This window comes from Microbacterium meiriae (assembly GCF_040702565.1).
GTDB lineage: Bacteria > Actinomycetota > Actinomycetes > Actinomycetales > Microbacteriaceae > Microbacterium > Microbacterium meiriae.
Genome location: NZ_JBFBLJ010000002.1, coordinates 455,030 through 471,949, shown reverse-complemented (window position 1 = coordinate 471,949; position 16,920 = coordinate 455,030). Strand labels below are relative to the sequence as shown.

At 63.0% G+C, this 16,920-nt stretch carries 12 protein-coding genes; 11 read left to right on the top strand and 1 reads right to left on the bottom strand.

The window, feature by feature from the left end; genetic code table 11:
• Positions 1-8 precede the first annotated feature (8 nt).
• A complete protein-coding gene (locus AB0310_RS09720) occupies positions 9-383 on the top strand; it encodes a hypothetical protein (RefSeq protein ID WP_366237124.1) in 375 nt (124 codons plus the stop codon).
• A gap of 11 nt (positions 384-394) precedes the next feature.
• Here the strand turns inward: AB0310_RS09720 and AB0310_RS09715 are convergent, their stop codons facing one another.
• A complete protein-coding gene (locus AB0310_RS09715) occupies positions 395-676 on the bottom strand; it encodes a helix-turn-helix domain-containing protein (RefSeq protein WP_127012852.1) in 282 nt (93 codons plus the stop codon).
• A gap of 319 nt (positions 677-995) precedes the next feature.
• On the opposite strand from AB0310_RS09715, the gene AB0310_RS09710 reads away from it, so the two are divergent.
• The 10 genes from AB0310_RS09710 to AB0310_RS09665 all read left to right on the top strand — a co-directional run bounded on the left by AB0310_RS09710 (position 996) and on the right by AB0310_RS09665 (position 16,912).
• Complete coding sequence (locus AB0310_RS09710; protein ID WP_127012851.1) at positions 996-1,715, top strand: TnsA-like heteromeric transposase endonuclease subunit; 720 nt, start codon at positions 996-998, stop codon at positions 1,713-1,715.
• Positions 1,712-3,832 carry a TnsB C-terminal domain-containing protein gene (locus tag AB0310_RS09705; protein WP_366237123.1) on the top strand — a complete coding sequence of 707 codons (2,121 nt, stop codon included), beginning with the start codon at positions 1,712-1,714 and terminating at the stop codon, positions 3,830-3,832. The genes AB0310_RS09710 and AB0310_RS09705 overlap by 4 nt, the downstream gene beginning before the upstream one ends.
• Positions 3,829-4,959, top strand: coding sequence for an AAA family ATPase (locus AB0310_RS09700; RefSeq protein WP_366237122.1), 1,131 nt, complete (start codon positions 3,829-3,831; stop codon positions 4,957-4,959). Before AB0310_RS09705 ends, AB0310_RS09700 begins: the two co-directional genes overlap by 4 nt.
• Positions 4,959-6,956, top strand: coding sequence for a TniQ family protein (locus AB0310_RS09695; protein ID WP_366237121.1), 1,998 nt, complete (start codon positions 4,959-4,961; stop codon positions 6,954-6,956). The genes AB0310_RS09700 and AB0310_RS09695 overlap by 1 nt, the downstream gene beginning before the upstream one ends.
• Positions 6,957-7,058: 102 nt before the next feature.
• Positions 7,059-9,008: a type I restriction-modification system subunit M gene (locus tag AB0310_RS09690; protein WP_366237120.1), complete on the top strand. Its 1,950-nt coding sequence runs from the start codon at positions 7,059-7,061 to the stop codon at positions 9,006-9,008.
• Positions 9,005-10,333: a restriction endonuclease subunit S gene (locus AB0310_RS09685; RefSeq protein WP_366237119.1), complete on the top strand. Its 1,329-nt coding sequence runs from the start codon at positions 9,005-9,007 to the stop codon at positions 10,331-10,333. Before AB0310_RS09690 ends, AB0310_RS09685 begins: the two co-directional genes overlap by 4 nt.
• Positions 10,330-13,428, top strand: coding sequence for a type I restriction endonuclease subunit R (locus AB0310_RS09680; RefSeq protein WP_366237118.1), 3,099 nt, complete (start codon positions 10,330-10,332; stop codon positions 13,426-13,428). The genes AB0310_RS09685 and AB0310_RS09680 overlap by 4 nt, the downstream gene beginning before the upstream one ends.
• A 31-nt stretch (positions 13,429-13,459) precedes the next feature.
• Positions 13,460-14,392 carry a hypothetical protein gene (locus tag AB0310_RS09675; protein WP_366237117.1) on the top strand — a complete coding sequence of 311 codons (933 nt, stop codon included), beginning with the start codon at positions 13,460-13,462 and terminating at the stop codon, positions 14,390-14,392.
• 28 nt (positions 14,393-14,420) lie between these two features.
• Entirely contained in the window at positions 14,421-15,446 is a 1,026-nt protein-coding gene (locus AB0310_RS09670) for a DUF4238 domain-containing protein (protein ID WP_366237116.1), read from the top strand.
• Positions 15,443-16,912, top strand: coding sequence for a nuclease-related domain-containing protein (locus AB0310_RS09665; RefSeq protein ID WP_366237115.1), 1,470 nt, complete (start codon positions 15,443-15,445; stop codon positions 16,910-16,912). The genes AB0310_RS09670 and AB0310_RS09665 overlap by 4 nt, the downstream gene beginning before the upstream one ends.
• Positions 16,913-16,920 lie beyond the last annotated feature (8 nt).

Here is a 16,920-nt window from a genome sequence, read left to right as displayed (position 1 = left end):
AGGCCCGCATGAACGACGAGTATCCGCCGAGCATCCGGAAGATTGTCGCGCGCATCGATGCGGGTTGGCCGCCCGTCGTGGACGTCAACCCTGGCTGGTACACACTCCTGGAACGCCTTGATGCCGCGCTCGTGGAGATCGCACCCGATTACCGTGTTCAACAGGTCAAGTCGAAGTTCGGCTCGCTGAGTTACTCCGCGAGTCCGTCAGACGACCCGTACGACTACAACGAGGCGTTCATCGAAGCGATCCGAGCTGCGGAGTGGGCCAGCATCGAGGTGTGCGAGCTCTGCGGCGCTTCGGCCAAGCAGTACGTGATTCGCATGTGGGTCTGGACGGTGTGCGACGAACACGCGGACGCGCTGAGGTCCATGTCGCACTAACCGCTGTTGCGCTACGCGTACTGGCGGGCGGCGTCCCACCAGGGGTTCTCGTTGATGACATACGGCCGGGTGCGTTCCCCAGGGGCCGTTCCGACGAAGGTGATGAAATCGGCGTCTCGGAGCTTCTTCATGAGGGAGGTCACGATGCTGTTCGGAAGTCCCGTTCGCTCGACCAGCAGTTTCGCTGAGAACTCGCCGTCGATGCGCACGATCGACACAACCAGATCGAACATGTGACTGTTCCCGAAGAACAGTTTGGACTGATCTGTCGATAGAAGTGCGGTGGCGGTCATATAGCGAGTTTCCCACACGTGCCGGACATCGCTCTGGTCGTCACTGCATAGTTCATTTGAGCTGTACCAATATCGGGCTATCATCAAGCTGGGCGCTCATGAATGTCATGTTCATCAGGCCATTAAGTGCGAATCGCGAGTCGCTTTTCATGGTTTGTTGTCAATATTCGCAGCCTGCTGAATACTGACGAAGATTCGGTGCGATACGACGCTCCGTACATACACCCGCTGCTCGCATCGTGGATCGTATGACACGTTCCCGACTCCGCGATACGCGATCCAGAGAGCACGAAGCACGACACCGCCGGTGGTGCCGCCGATGATCGCAGAGACAGTGATCCGAGTCCGCCGCCAGTCGGGCGAGGAGATGGCGGTTCCCCTATCCGAGGTTGGAGCCAGACATCTCATCGACGCCCGTCCCTGGCGCACGTTCCGTTGGTACCGAGGGCAGCGTCATCTTCCGGGAACCTACTGGTCTGCGCGGATGGAGGCGCCAGTCGGCTACGAGTCGCGGCTCGAGCTCGCCAACCTCATCCTGATGGATTTCGACTCCGACGTTCTGTCGATTGTGTCGCAACCGTTTCTCGTCGAGGGATGGGATGGGAAGCGGATTCGCCGTCACGTGCCTGACTACCTGCTCCGTCTCCGGGACGGCGGCATCCGCGTGATCGACGTCAAGCCCACGCATCGACTTGACGTTCCGAAGGTCCGCGATTCTCTCGGATGGACGAGACGCCTGATGGCGGTCCCCGGCTGGGAGTACGAGATCTGCTCTGAGCCAGACCCCACACTCAGCACAAACGTGCGATTCCTCAGCGGATTTCGTTGGAGCGACCGGTTCGAAGAGGCCGAGGTCGAGAGCGCGCGAACTGCCGTGAACGCGCCCACGACGTTCGCTTCGGCTGTGGGACAGGTGTCGCTTGCGCTCAACAATCGAGCTCGCGCTCGAGCCGTGGTGCTGCACCTGCTGTGGCGCCGGCTGCTCGCGAGCGATCTCACGCGAACGCTCGATAACGACAGCGAGGTGATCCCGGTATGACCACGTCGCATGTCGTGCGAATCAACGCGCCGATCGCTTTTGATGGCTCGCGCTACGTAGTTACCGAGATTCTCGACAGTGCCGTCGTCCTCCGCGCCGTGAACGGCCACTTCCGGCGAGTGGAGATTGCTGAGCTCCTCCGACCGCTGTCTGACGGCGGCAGGGCGCGACTTGGCGACATAGACCTACCGGAGGACGCCGGGGAGCCTGGCGTCCTCTGGGCGGATGCCTCCGACAAAGCGCGGGAAGCGGCACGGGATCGTGCTGCCCACATTCGCGAGGCCCTGACCGGATATCGCTCGGGTGACTCCTCCACAGCACTCGCGAGCGAACCCAAGGTCGAGTTTGCACCCGACAAGAGCAGGGGAAGCCGCGTGACAGCGAAGGCGGCCGAGCTCGGGGTGAGCCAGCGCACATTGGAGCGATGGATCGGCGAGTATCGCTCTTCCGGCGAGTTCGGCCTGGTCGACGGACGGCAGAAGACTCCTGATGGACCGGCGCCCAGCATCGATGCACGGTGGTTGTCGATGGCGAAGGTCGTACTCGACGAGCAGATCAACGAGCCCAAGGTCACTAAGAGGATCGTGCTGAGCCGGATCGAAGCACGGCTCGCGAAGGTCCATGGGGTGGGTGAGATTCCAGTTCCGGGTCAGAGTACTGCGTACAAGGCGTTGGCGGCGCTCGATCGTGGTCGCAGCACGTTCGAGGGCTCGACGAAGCGCAAACGCTCCAACGCAAACAGACCCCAGGGAGCGTACGGAGAGATCCGCGCCACGCATCCGGGCGAGTACGTGCTGATGGACACGACTCCGCTGAACGTGTTCGCGTTGTCGCCGGTAACCGGAAAGTGGGTGTCGGTCGACTTGACCTTCGCGATGGACCTCTACTCGAGATGCGTGCTTGGCATGCGGCTCTCGCCGGGGTCGACAAAGTCGGTCGACGTCGCCGGCGTGCTGGTCGAATCGCTTTATCCATTCGAGCCATCGCAGGATGACATGAACAAGGGGCGTTGGCCGTACCACGGCGTACCGAAGACACTGATCGTCGACCCCGATCGTGTCATCGTTGCAGGCCGATTCATGCCGCCGCCGACGATCCCGCAGTGTCTCGTCACCGACCACGGGAGCGCCTACGTCTCCGAGCACGTCACGAGCGCATGTACCCGTCTTGGGATCTCGATTCAACCGGCACGTGTCTACACGCCCACTGACAAGGGCCCGGTCGAGCGGTTCTTTCGAACCCTCGACTCGCTGCTCCAAGAACTTCCCGGATACAAGGGCGCCGATGTCGCCTCTCGTGGCCAGGACCCGGAGTCGGAGGCTGTCTACACCCTTCCTCAGCTCGAGCAGATCATCAGGGAGTGGGTGGCCACCGTGTATCACGTGCGTCCGCATGCCGCTCTCGCGGACCCGGGGATGTTTGGCGTGAAGATGAGTCCCGCAGAGCGCTACTCACAGGGGCTGGCAGTGACGGGTGAGCTTCGGATTCCGCGGAACCGCAACTATCTCCTCGAACTGCTACCGGTGGCGAAGAGGCAGTTCAATCACTACGGCGTCGAGCTCAACGGCATCCGCTATCGCGGCGAGATCGTCGCGAAGTACCGGAATCGCACTCGCGGCAGCGATGGGGATGTGCTCTGGCCCTTCTCGTATGACCCGGATGACGTGCGCCGGATCTACTTCCGTGATCCCGAGGACGGCACCTGGCACGCGCTGCGCTGGCAGTTGAAGGGGGCGCAGTCGGTGCCGTTCAGTTCCGAGGCGCTCGAGCATGCGAAGCGTCTCGCGCTCGAGATCGCGGATGGCAAGAGACCTGACGTCGATGCGGCCGCTGCGAAGCTGCTGGCCGACTGGGGCGCCGGCCGAGATCTCACGCCGACTGAGCGTCGCGTGAGCGCTCGTCTGGCATCACAGTTGGCGGAGAACCACAGAGGGGATGAGGGCGCATGGTCATTGCGGACGGTTCAGCGGATGCTCGGCACCGCGGTCGGCGAGTGGCCAGACGACGAACCAGAAGCCCCAGCGTCAGCCATACCGCAGGGCGGAGACGATGACGACGATGACGATCTCTTCGCCGCTTTCGTGTTCGGTGACGATGAGCTCATGGAGATGATGTGACCAGCGCGCAACCGCTCCGAGGGAGCTTCTCGACGTACGAGAGCTGGAGCCAGTTCACCGAGCGGGAAGCTCGGACGATTCCTGAACGACTCACGACGCCGCAGCTCGTTGGCCTGAGCGACAGCGCTCGCGCCGACTACAACCGGCGTCGTCGGGAATGGCACGCCAACATCGTCTTGCGGTCCGAACAGGTCGACCGTCTCCACCAGGATCTGTTGGACATCGTGGACAGCAACCAACAGGACTCGGACCGAGTGAAGAGTGCTGCGGCGATAGACGCGCCTCCGACGATGGGGAAGACGACCGCGCTGCGCATGTTCGGGCGCGACTTTCACCGTAGGCGAGTCGCAGAAGCAGGCGAGTACCTCGACCCGGATACGCAGACGACGAAACACATTCCCGTTTGCCACGTCACACTGGCCGGCAAGCCGACGATCAAGGCGTTGCATCAGATGCTCTTGGGCTTCTACGCTCACCCGAGCGTTCGGAGCGAGCTCCGGCAGTCGTTGACCCTGTCACGTGATCTCGCCCGTGCTGCGGCCGACTGCATCGCCAGGCACGATACGCGGCTCGTCATCATCGACGACCTGCACTTCCTCAACATGAGGACCAACGACAGCGTCCAAGTTGCGAACCAACTCAAGTGGCTCGCCAACGAGTACGACGCCACGTTCGTCTTCGCTGGAGTTGCATTACGAGAGAGCGGACTTCTCAAGGAGGGGCGCTCGGGGGAGGATGCGGCGCTCGCGCAGACATTCCGCCGCTGGACGGTACTCGGCATGAATAGCTTCTCGCTGCAGACCCAGGCCGACAAACGCGAGTGGGCGAGGTTGATGGGCTCCTTGGACAAAGCGGTCGTGCTTGCAAACGGTCACGACCGGATGATCCAGGAGCTCGCGACGTACATCTTCGTCCGCACAGGCGGCAACATCGGTTCGCTCATGGATCTGATCCGCCGCGGAACGACCAGGGCGATCCGCACCGGTGTCGAGAAGCTCGATCGCGCGCTGCTCGACACCATCCGGCTGGATGAGGGAGCCGAGTCCGGGCGCGCCGACCGTGAGAAGAAGTTCGATCGAAAGCTGAAGCGTGAACTGGACGACGGATCGACGGAAGAAGCTGCGTGATGACGGCGGAATTGCGCCGACTCCCGTTCGTCGTGCGGCCGCTCCCTGACGAGCCGTTCGGGTCCTGGTTCGAGACAATGGCGGCAACGCTGCGGACGACGTGCGGAGATCTCGCCCGCGCGCTCGGTCTGCGTGTGCTGGCGCAAGGCCCGTTGGGAAGCACGTCGTGGTCCGTGCAGCTTGATCACCAGCAGCTGGCCAACCTGGAACGGAGCACAGGTCTGACAAGCGATGTCCTGCGTGCCACTACCCGCGAAGGCTTTGCGGCCAACGCCGTCCAGTTCGACCGGCGTGGGGCGATCTCGCTCTTCAGCCCGATCAGCGGGGCATCCGGGCGGTACTGCCCAGACTGCTTGCGCGACTCGAACGGTCGTTGGCGACTGACGTGGCAGTTTCCGTTCGGGTTCGCGTGTGTGCGCCATCATCGGCTCCTCAACGACGTGTGCGCAGCATGCCGAGAGCCTTCCCACCGAAGCGCACTTCCGCACCGTCTCGTGCCGACGCCAGGCGCGTGCCGCAATCCGATAGGGCGCCTCGACAACGGACGGGTGAGACCCTGCGGCGCTGATCTTCGTGATGATCACTCTGATGCGATTGATGCCGGCGCTGACGTGCTCGATGCGCAGCGACTCATCATGCGCGCACTGTCGAAGCCCCGGACTGCTGATGGAATTTGGTCCTCGGGCCCGCAGCCGGCAAGCCGTGTGCTCGGCGACCTTGTTCTCCTCGCGGGTTTCGCTCGTCGCGACATGGCGGAACGGGGCCCAGACGAAACTCCGACATCATCGAGCGGCGCCAGCGCGACTCATCGCGCCTCCGGCTATGCCGTCGCATGTCGAGCGGTGTACGACACTGCCCTGCTCAACGAACTGCTCCGCGACAACGTCAACGTCAACACCTCTTACGACGGACTATCGCCGCAGATGCAGACCTTGATCGCATCTACCCGAGGTACGAAACGTCGAGCCACGTTCGTCCTTCAGACGGCTTTCGATGGCGGAGACGCGGCGGCCCGCGCAGCCAAGATTCCCGCTCTTCTCTGGCCGGAGTGGACCGCCCGCCTTGCGCCTCGACGTGTTGATCGCACGATTGCATCGGCGGCCCTGTCGGCCGCGGTCGTCCTGGCAGGAAGCAGACTCACGCACGCCGCGAGCCTGGGCCTGCTTGATCGGGAGGCACCGAGTCGCCGAGTCACCAACGTGATGCGTTCGCTCGGCAGGAGCGGTGCCGAGGCTGAAACTCTGCCGACGATCGTGCAGCTCGCTCAGTTCCTCGATGACGCTGAGACACCCATCGACTATGCCCGGCGACGCTCGCTCGACTACACGGAGCTGCTGCAGCCAGAGGAGTGGGAGAGGATCGCCATCGCGCAGAACGTCCATTCCGGCTTCCCGCGCAGAGCCGTACTCGCTCGCGCATACGTGCATCGTCTGCTGAGCGGTGATCGAGTCCAACGCCTTCCGCAGCTGGACAGGGTGACGGAAGTTGTCACTGACTCGGAGGTCGACGGATTCACACGGAACGCGCCCTCTCGGGTGCTCTCCGCTCTTGAAGACGTCGGGGCGTCGTATCTGGACCGCCTCGGCATCGAGGAGCCGGTGTCGTGGCACCCGAGCCCGAGCGCGCTTGGCTTAGGACCGCTCGAACCCGATCGAGCAGATGACTGCGAGTGGGTCGCGCGGCGTCCGGTGCGCGGTGCGAGTGGGGGTCCCGAGGACATCGCGATCACCACGGCACACGACGAGGGCCTTTCGATACGTGCCACCGCAGTCAAGCTCGGTCTCTCGCGGCAGTCGGTCGCTCGGACTCGAGACGCGCACGGTATTCCGTCGAGACTGGGTCGCCAGCCGCGATTCCACGTAGACATCGAGTGGCTGCGCGAGCAGTACGAGACGGAACGACGGACCGCGGTGAGCATGGCTCGCGAGCTCGGCTGCAGTCCGACGACGATCCGGAGGCATCTACGCGCGGCGGGACTGGTGCGCGGGGCGACATGACTTCAAAGTCGCTCGGGCGGCACATCACGATGCGCGTTCCGTGCGCCAGGATAGGGAGACGAGGCCCGACCGGTCTCGTTGAGCTGTCAGGAGTCCCCGCCGTTGGTCAATCACGTCAACTTCATCTGGAACATCGCGGAGTCACTGCGCGGCCCGTTCAAGCCCGCGGAGTACGGATCGGTTGTTCTTCCGTTCACGGTGTTGCGGCGACTGGATGCTGTGCTCGCGGAGACCAAGCCGAAGGTGCTGAACGTCGCGAAGGCGACGGAGTTGATGCCCGACATGCTGCGGCACCTCCGACTCACCGAGGCAGCAGGCCACCAGTTCTACAACACCAGCCCGTTCGACTTCGCGAAACTCGTCGCCGACCCGCAGGATCTTCGCGCGAACCTGTCGGCCTACCTCGCGGGGTTTTCGGAGAATGTCCGCGACATCTTCGAGCGCTTCGAGTTCGACAAGACGCTCAACAAGCTGGCCGAGAAGAACAAGCTCTACGCCGTGACCGAGAAGTTCGCGCAGGCGGACTTCCACCCGAACGTCGTCAGCAACATCGACATGGGGCTGATCTTCGAGGAGCTCATCCGGTGGGCGAACGAGCGATCGAACGAAACCGCCGGCGATCACTACACACCGCGCGAGGTCATCGCGCTCATGGTGCAGCTGATCTTCGCGCTCGACGATGACGCACTCTCGAAGCCGGGAGTCGTCCGTTCCATCTACGACCCGACCGCCGGCACCGGCGGCATGCTTTCCGTCGCAGACGAGTACCTGCGCCGGATGAACCCCGGCGTCCAGCTGAGCCTTTATGGGCAGGATTACAACGACGCCTCCTACGCAATCTGCAAGGCCGACATGGTCATCAAGGGCCAGGATGTCGACAACATCGTCCTCGGCGATACCCTCACCGAGGACGCCTTCGACGACAAGAAGTTCGACTACGGGCTCTCCAACCCACCATTCGGCGTCGACTGGAAAGACCAGCGCGCCTACGTCGATGCGGAACACGCCAAGCTCGGCTTCAACGGGCGCTTCGGACCGGGTACGCCCGCGGTCAGCGACGGCGCGATGCTGTTCTTGCTGCACTTGGTGTCGAAGATGCGCAAGAAGGAAGACGGCGGATCGCGCGTCGCAATCGTGCTGAACGGCTCGCCGCTGTTCTCTGGCGGTGCCGGCGGTGGCGAGTCGAACATTCGCAAGTGGCTGCTCGACAACGACCTCGTCGAGGCGATCATCGCTCTGCCCAAGGACATCTTCTACAACACTGGCATCTCCACGTACATCTGGGTGCTCAGCAACCGCAAGACCGACGAGCGCAAGGGCTGCGTGCAGCTCATCGATGGCCGCGAGATGAAGAAAAAGCTGAGCAAGGGCCTCGGTTCGAAGCGCAACGAACTGTCCGAAAAGAACATCGAGACCATCGTTGGTCTATATGCCGGGTTCGAGGACGGCGAGCACTCAAAGATCTTCCGTAACGAGGACTTCCTCTATCGCACCATCACGGTCGAGCGCCCGCTAAAGCTTAACTGGCAGGCCACCCCTGAGCGTATCGACACGGTGTTCGCGGCGAAGGCGGTGCAGAAGCTGAGTGAGGCGGATGCTGTTGCGTTGCGTCGCGTGCTCGAGTCTCTGGGCGACGACGCGGTGTGGAAGAACCGCGCCGTGTTCCACAAGTCGCTGAAAGATGCCGCGAAGGCCGAGGGCATCGCGATCACCGGGCCACTGCTGAAGACCGTCACAACCGAACTCAGCGAGCAGGACGACACCGCCGACGTGTGCCTGGATGCAAAGCGAAGCTCTGAGCCGGACGCTTCGCTACGGAACACTGAGAACGTCCCGTGGGAAGAAGACGTCGACGAATACGTTCGACGTGAGGTGCTACCGTACGCGCCGGATGCCTGGATCGATCACGCCAAGACCAAGGAGGGCGCGGAGATTCCGTTCACTCGCCACTTCTACAAATACGTGCCGCCTCGATCGCTCGACGAGATCGATCGGGATCTCGAGGCGGTCATGGACCAACTCCGGGCGATGCTCGTCGAGGTCGAGCGGTGAGCGACGAGATCTCCCGAGCGATGCTCGAATGGGCGCCGGATATTCCGCCCACATGGGACGTCGTCAACCTGAAGATGCTGGCAAGAATTTTTGCCGGCGGCACCCCCGACCGAAAGAACGCCGACTACTGGTCTGACGGCACAGTTCCATGGCTGAACTCCGGGTCGGTGAATGACTGGGCAATCTCGAAGCCGTCAGAGCTCATCGCTCGGGAGGCGTTGGCCAACGGTGCGACGCGATGGGCGCCGAAGGGGTCTGTGCTTGTGGCTCTTGCGGGACAGGGCAAGACGAAGGGGATGGCTGCACGCCTCGAAATCGATAGCACGCTGAATCAGTCGCTGGCAGCCATCGTCCCAGGAGCCTCGCTTGACTACCGCTTTCTTCAATACTGGCTCGCGTCCAACTACCTGAACATCCGCGGGCTCGCTGGCGGTGACCTTCGCGACGGGCTAAACCTCCAGCACATAGGGTCGATTCAGGTGCCAAGACCTCCCGTCGAAGAGCAGCGCGCAATTGCAGACTATCTGGACCGGGAGACGGCGCAGATCGACGCGTACATCGCGAAGAACGAGGAACTCATCGCCATCCTCTCCGAGCGCCGCGCTGCCGTTATCGCTGAGGCCGTTACTCGGGGCATCGACGCCGCGGCGTCGATGAAGGCAAGTGGTGTGGAGTGGCTGGGAGCTATTCCTGTGCACTGGTCGGTTCAGCGGCTGGCCTCCACGATTGCTCGTGCGAGGAATGGAGTCTGGGGCTCTGAACCAGAGGGTGGTGCAGAGGACCTCCGCTGTGTGCGAGTGGCCGATTTCGATCGGCCCAGGCAGCGCATTCATGATCGCGCACACACTCTTCGGAAGCTGAGTGCGTCCGAGAGGGCTGGCCGGGTCTTGCGGAACGGTGACCTGCTACTCGAGAAATCGGGCGGAGGTGACAAGTCGCCGGTCGGCTTCGTCGTTTTGTATGACCGAGATGAGCCTGCAGTTTGTTCCAACTTCGTCGCCCGGGTGCAGCTGCGCGAGGGCATGGACCCGACGTTCTGGACCTACGTTCACGGCGCGTTGTACAGGCTCAGAATCACGGAGAAGTCGCTCAAGCAGTCGACCGGGATCCAGAATCTGGACCAATCGGCCTACTTCAATGAATACGTCGCAGTACCGCCATACCAAGAGCAGCGCGTCATCTCTGATTACCTCGAGCGCAGGTCGGGAGAGACTGACGCCGCAATTGGAACCGCGCGCCGTGGAGTCCAACTTGCGCGGGAGCGCCGTGCCGCCCTGATCTCCGCAGCCGTTACTGGGAAGATCGACCTGAGGGAGCCAGCATGACGGGATTCGCGGGGGCGCACCTCGAGTCGGTGCTCGAGAACGAGATTGCAGACCATCTGGCCGCGAACGGGTGGCTGTACTCACCGACCGGTGCCGGGTATGACCGCGAGCTCGCGGTGTTCCCGGACGATGTCCTTGGCTGGCTCGCGGAGTCGCAGCCGATCGAGTTCGCGAAGGTCGTGCGGCCCGATGACACCGAGGCGCAGCGCGAAGCGGCATCCCGGAGCATCCTGACGCGCCTGGCGAAGTCTCTCGACAACGACCCGATGAAGAACGGCGGTACGATCCGCATTCTTCATGAGGGTTTCTCGATGGTGCCGCTGCACGGTGGAGCAGTGAAGTTCCGCATGGCGCAGTTCCGGCCGGCGACATCGAACAACCCCGAAACCGTTGCCGACTACGCGAAGATGCGCGTGCGGGTGATGCGACAGGTGCATTACTCGGCGAAGCATCCGAACAAGGCGCTCGACCTGGTGCTGTTCGTCAATGGCATCCCGGTAGCGACGATCGAGCTGAAGACCGACTTCACACAGCCGATCAGTAACGCGGTCGCGCAATACCGATTTGATCGCAGCCCGGCGGGCGAGCCGCTGTTCGCGTTCGCGAAGCGGTCGCTCGTGCACTTCGTCGTGTCGAACAATGAGGTGCGGATGGCGACGAAGCTCGCCGGCGCTGGCACTCGCTTCCTTCCGTTCAATCAGGGATATGACCAGGGTGCGGGGAACCCGCCTAACCCCGCAGGCTCGGCATCCTCCTACTTCTGGGAAGAGCTGCTGCAGCGGGATGCCTGGCTGCAGGTGCTCGGGTCGTTCGTCCACCTGCAAGTCGAGGTCGATGTCGACCCCGACACGGGCAAGAAGACGCGCAGTGAGAAGATCCTGTTCCCGCGCTACCACCAGTGGCGAGCGGTCAACAGGCTCGTGGGGGCAGCACGTACGGAGGGTGCGGGTAGTCGCTACCTTGTGCAGCACTCCGCCGGCTCAGGGAAGACGAACTCGATCGCGTGGCTCGCTCACCGGCTATCTCAACTGCATGACGAGCAGAACGAGAAAGTGTTCGACACAGTCGTGGTCGTGACCGACCGCACGGTGCTCGATAAGCAGCTGCAAGACGCGATCGGCCAGTTCGAGAAGCACGCCGGCGTGGTGCAGTCGATCACCCGCGAGAGCGGGGAGTCGAAGTCGACGGAGCTTGCGGCCGCGCTGTCGGGTGGCAAGCAGATCGTCATTGTGACGATCCAGACGTTCGAGGCGCTGATCGCTGCGATCCAGTCAAAGCCGGAACTGCAGGGCCGCCGGTTCGCGGTGATCGCGGACGAGGCTCACTCGTCGCAGACAGGCTCGACGGCGGGCGCGCTCACAAAGGTGCTGTCACCTCAGGAGCAGGCTGCCGTCGCGGAGGGCGCTCCGATCGATTCGGAGGCGTACCTGCAGTGGGCGATGGAGGTCACCGCTAACGCATCCAACATCTCGTACTTTGCGTTCACCGCGACACCGAAGGCAAAGACGCTGGAGCTGTTCGGTCGGATTCCTGATGGGGCCGAGACGCCGGAGCCGTTCGACCTGTACTCGATGCAGCAGGCGATCGAGGAAGGCTTCATCCTTGACGTGCTGCAGAACTACACCCCCTACAAGGTCGCGTGGCAACTGCAGCATCCGGGAGCGGACTACGACGGGCCGGGTGAGGTCGACGAGTCAACAGCGGTGAAGGCGCTCGTGCAGTACGTGCGGCTGCACCCGACGAACATCAGCCAGAAGGCGAAGATCGTCGTCGATCACTTCCGGGCTTTCGCGCAGCCGCTGCTGGACGGCAAGGCGAAGGCGATGGTGGTCACCGGCTCCCGCAAGGAGGCGGTGCGCTGGAAGAAGTACCTCGACACGTACCTGTCGGACTCGCACATTCAGGGCGTGAAGGCGCTCGTCGCGTTCTCCGGCACTGTCGAAGATCCCGAGGATGTCGGCGAGGGGCTGACGGAGAAGACGCAAAACCCGGGCCTGTGGACGTCAGATCTGGCGGCGGCGTTTAAGCCGTCGACGTACAACGTGATGATCGTCGCGGAGAAGTTCCAGACCGGATTCGACCAGCCGCGCCTGGTGGCGATGTATGTCGATCGCAAGCTCGGCGGCGTGCAGGCCGTGCAGACGCTGTCGAGGCTCAACCGCACATACCCGGGCAAAGACAAGACGTTCGTGCTCGACTTCGTCAACGAGCCGCTCGAGATCCTCGATGCGTTCAAGGACTACTACCGCAAGGCGACGCTGACGGCGACGACCGACCCCAACCTGATCTACGACTTAGTCACGAAGCTCGACGGTGCTGGCATCTACACGATGGCCGAGGTCGCGCAGGCATTCGATTCCGCCTTGGCTGGTGGAGTGAACGCGAATAGCGCGGTGAGCGCGGCAACTGCACCGGCGGTCGATCGGTTCTCCAAGCGGTGGTTCAACGCGGTCACCGACGGGGACGCCGCGGAGCAGGATGAGCTCAAGTTGTTCAAGAGTGACGCGGGCCAGTACGTGAAGTTCTACGACTTCATCTCGCAGGCGCGGAACCTCGAGGACACCGACCTGCCTCGGCGGCACTACTTCTTGCGGCGCATCCTCCCGCAGTTGTCGACGGCGACGTATGAGGAACCGGTCGATATTTCGAAGGTGCAGCTCACGGAGTACAGCATTGCGCCCGGGGAGCCCGTAAAGCTCAACCTGGAGCAGGGTCCGGGACTCGATCCGATCACCGCGATCGGTTCCGGTGCGATTCACGAGAAGCACCGCAGCGCCCTCGAGGAGATCATCGGCAAGCTCAACGAGCGCTTCGGCGACAAGTACGGCATCGGCGCCGTGGACCTGACCGTGACCCACATCATGGGCAAGCTCGCCGTCGACTACGACCTCGCCCGGCAGGCGGAGGTGAACACTCCGCAGCAGTTCGCGGAGTCGCCCGCGCTGCCGAAGGCGTTCGCCAAGGCCGTCATCGAGGTCCGGGATGAGACGCCCCTTCTTGTCGACGACATGCTCAGCGACAGTGGGCTGTTCGCGGAGCTGAGCAAGGCGCTGCCGGCGATGTTGTATGAGTTCCTGAAGGACAAGCAGGCGTGAGCAGTCACCGAGTCGCGTTGGGAGGGGAAGCGTGAGCGAACTGACCTCAGTGTGGCACTACACGACGGCAGATGGACTGCACAGTATCGTAACGAAGAGTGTGCTGTGGGCGAGCTCTCACCGCTTCATGAATGACTCAGAGGAGCCGAAGTACGCAACGAACGTCCTCAGAGCGGCTGCTGCAGAGGTTCGTCTAGGCCTTCATTCCGAGCAAGCGGAACGCTTCGACAAGCTCATGAGGTTCGCCGAACGCAGCAACCTGGAAGCGTTCCTGCTCTGCGGTGCGCACCAGCCCGACCTGCTCACCGTCTGGAGAGGCTACGGCTCGGCAGTTCCATATGCGATTGAACTGGATGCGCAGATTGAACTCCTGCCCGTTGCGCAGTCGGATATCGGCGAGCATCCGTCGCCCCCGCAAGGATGGGGTCGCCACGTGGTTGATGAGGACGAGGACGGCCGACCTATCTATGGCGAGGATCCGGACGCTGTCCGCGTTGAGGTTCAAGCGTGGGCGCCTGTGCAGTATGATCCTTCGACCGCGCGTTCACGGGTCGAGCGGATTGCGAAGCTCGCGGCCAGACGTCCGGACGCGCTGGCAGACGCGTTGCTTCCGTGGACGAATCTCGCCGGGATAGACCTGCTCCAGCTGAAGCATCCCGCGTTCGAAGATGAACGCGAAGCGCGAATGGTTTTCGAGGTGCATCCAAGATGGAAGTTCGTAAAACACCGGACTACCCGATTCGGGCTCACGCCTTATATTGAGGTCTCCGCTCCGGAGCGTGGCAATCAGCACGCGATCAACGACCGTTTCTTGACGAAGCCAGCGTCGAGGTTGCCGATTCGGGCCGTGCACATCGGACCGAGCCCGCTCGGCGATGAGTCGGTAGATTCCCTGGCTGAGTTCCTCGAGTTCCATGGATACCCAAATGTTCCGATAGAGAAGAGCTCTACTCCGTTCCGCTGATAGGACACGGGTGGGAGAGCTCTGCCCGATGCTGGGAATCAGTCGGACGCCTTGTGCCTCGGGCGGGCGGACCGTTGGAATATGGCGACCGCGGACCCGAAGCGCCACACTTGATCTCATGAGCCACCCAGACGGGGACAAGCACCACTTCGTTCCACAGAGTTACCTGCGTCGTTGGGCGGCTGCGGGGGAGGTTCGTGTCGTGACCATCGCCACGGGCCGCCGCGCGCGGGGAGGTGTCGGTGTCACCGCGATGAAGCGAGGCTTCTACGCCGTCAATTCCTACGCCCAAGACCCTAGTGCCGTCGAGAAGGCGTTCGGCTCGGTGGAAGACCCAGGCAAGCGGGTCATCGACAGGATCGTGAACGGTAAGAAGGGCGAGGCTTGGCCGTTGTCGCTCGACGACCGCGTCGCGCTCGGCGCCTACATCGCGCTTCAAGCGCTCCGCGGCCCCGAACAGCGGCGGCGTATGCAATCGTTGCAGGACGACATGGTCGAACGAGAGACGCGACTCGTTGAGGAGTATGGCGCAGGGAAGTGGTTCGCAAACCACGGAATGCCGTTGACGGATGAACGCGCTCGCGACGCGTGGGACTCAGAGGTCGGTGCCGGAAGGTCTCTCGTGGACATCGACGCGCTGTACCACGCGCAGCGGATTGCGGATGGATCCGATACCGCGATGAACCTCTTCCTTAGCCGCTACTGGAGGCTCGTTCGCTTCGGCACTCCGTCGCTCATCACCTCTGACGTGCCCGTGAGTCTCAACGACGCTCACGACGAGCGAGGGGAATGGGGCTTTCAGAACGCCCCATGCATTTCGTTGCCGCTAAGCCGAACAACCGCGCTGGTTCTCGGTGCTGTTTACCCGTCTCAGTCGGTGGGCGAAACAGAAGCTCTCCTCAACGGAGCCTTCGACAGCGAGGTCGAAGGAGACGACACTTGGGCGAAGCGGTTGAACGCGCGGACGATCCACAACGCCGAGTATGAGCTGTACTTCCACCCTGACGATGCGGCGCTGATCCCCTCCGAGCTGCCAACTCGGAATGACTCGTGACCACCCCCGCCATCGAAGGCGCTACTCGGTATCAAGACCTGCGGGCGTTCTGCCGACGGTTCGACCGCGATGCGACGCTCCAGATGCTCAGCGTCGTGTCGAGAGCGTGGGACGGCCAGCCCACAGATGAACGCGGACGAGTAAAGCCCTTCCTCCCATGGGACATCGCCGGAGTCGCGGCAACATTCCTGCAATGGGGCACGGCGGGAGGCGGCGCGCCGACACCCGACGAACTCGGACGGATGTGCTGGATGTTCCTCAACCTTGAACATCCAGGCCTCGGGGAGCCGGGGTCAGGGTTCGCGATGGTCCTGCGCCTCATCTACTCGCAGATACCCTTCCAAGCGCCCGACGCAGGGATGCATTGGGCGCGCGCTGTCGCGCTCTTCCGCGACACGGAGTTTCAGGAGGGCTACGTTCCCGAGGCAATGACATCGGGCTGGCAAGAGGAACTGCTTGGCTGCTCCGTGGAGCAGTGGGTGTCGGTCGGGTTCGCTCTCCACGCCGCGCTGCTTCAGGGGAGCAACTACCCGTTCGAGTGGGATCCCGAGCTTGAACCGGCCCTCGAAGCGCTAGGAGGCTCAGAGGACTTCGACCGTGTTGTTCGGCAAGGGTTCACCATGACGGTCGGAGACTACCGGGCACGGCGACGAACTCACGTCGAGCGCTTCGGCGGCACGATCGCCCAGCAGTTCCTTCGCGAGCCTTTCGCCTTCAACCCGCTGTTCAGCGCGCCACTCATCGATGGCATCGCGGACCACTTCGTCGCACCGTGCTTTCCCGCTATCGAGGTGCGAGCCTCAACACTCGGAATCGTTCACGAGGGCACCAGCAAATGGGGCGAGGCCTTCCGGCGTGACTCTGGTCAGTTGTTCGAGCAGTATGTCGGCAGGCAGCTCCGGCAGATTGCCGGTGCGGTTGTCATTCCCGAACTCTCGTACGGCCCCCGGCGGAGCCGTGTGAAGACCATTGATTGGTTCGTCGTACTGCCCGACGTTGTGCTGCTCATCGAGTGCAAGGCGATGACCCCCGCTCGCAATCTCCAGGAAGGGTTCGGCACTGTCGAGCAGGTTCACGCGCGTCTCGCGAAGCCGCTCGACCAAATCAGTAAGACGGTCCAGGCTCTTGGCGCAGGGCACGCCGAACTCGTTGACATCCCCACCGACCGACCGGTCGTGGCACTTGTCGTCACCCTCGGCAACTTCGTGATGGCGAACGGACCGGAGGTACGCGAGTCCCTGCCGGTAACGACCGTGCCTTCCGCGTTCGTCGGCGTGGATTTCCTCGAGGCGCTCGTGACTACCGACGCAGTGGAGATGGGCCGGTACTTCGCCGGGGTGCATGCGCCGGACGAGCGGCCTGGAGTTCTACCGGTGGAAGATATCGACCTGATTGGCGGAACGAACGCCCTGCTCGACGCAGCCTTCGAGTCGCTGCCCATTCTGTCGCTCACGCCCCGCGAGTGACGCCGCCG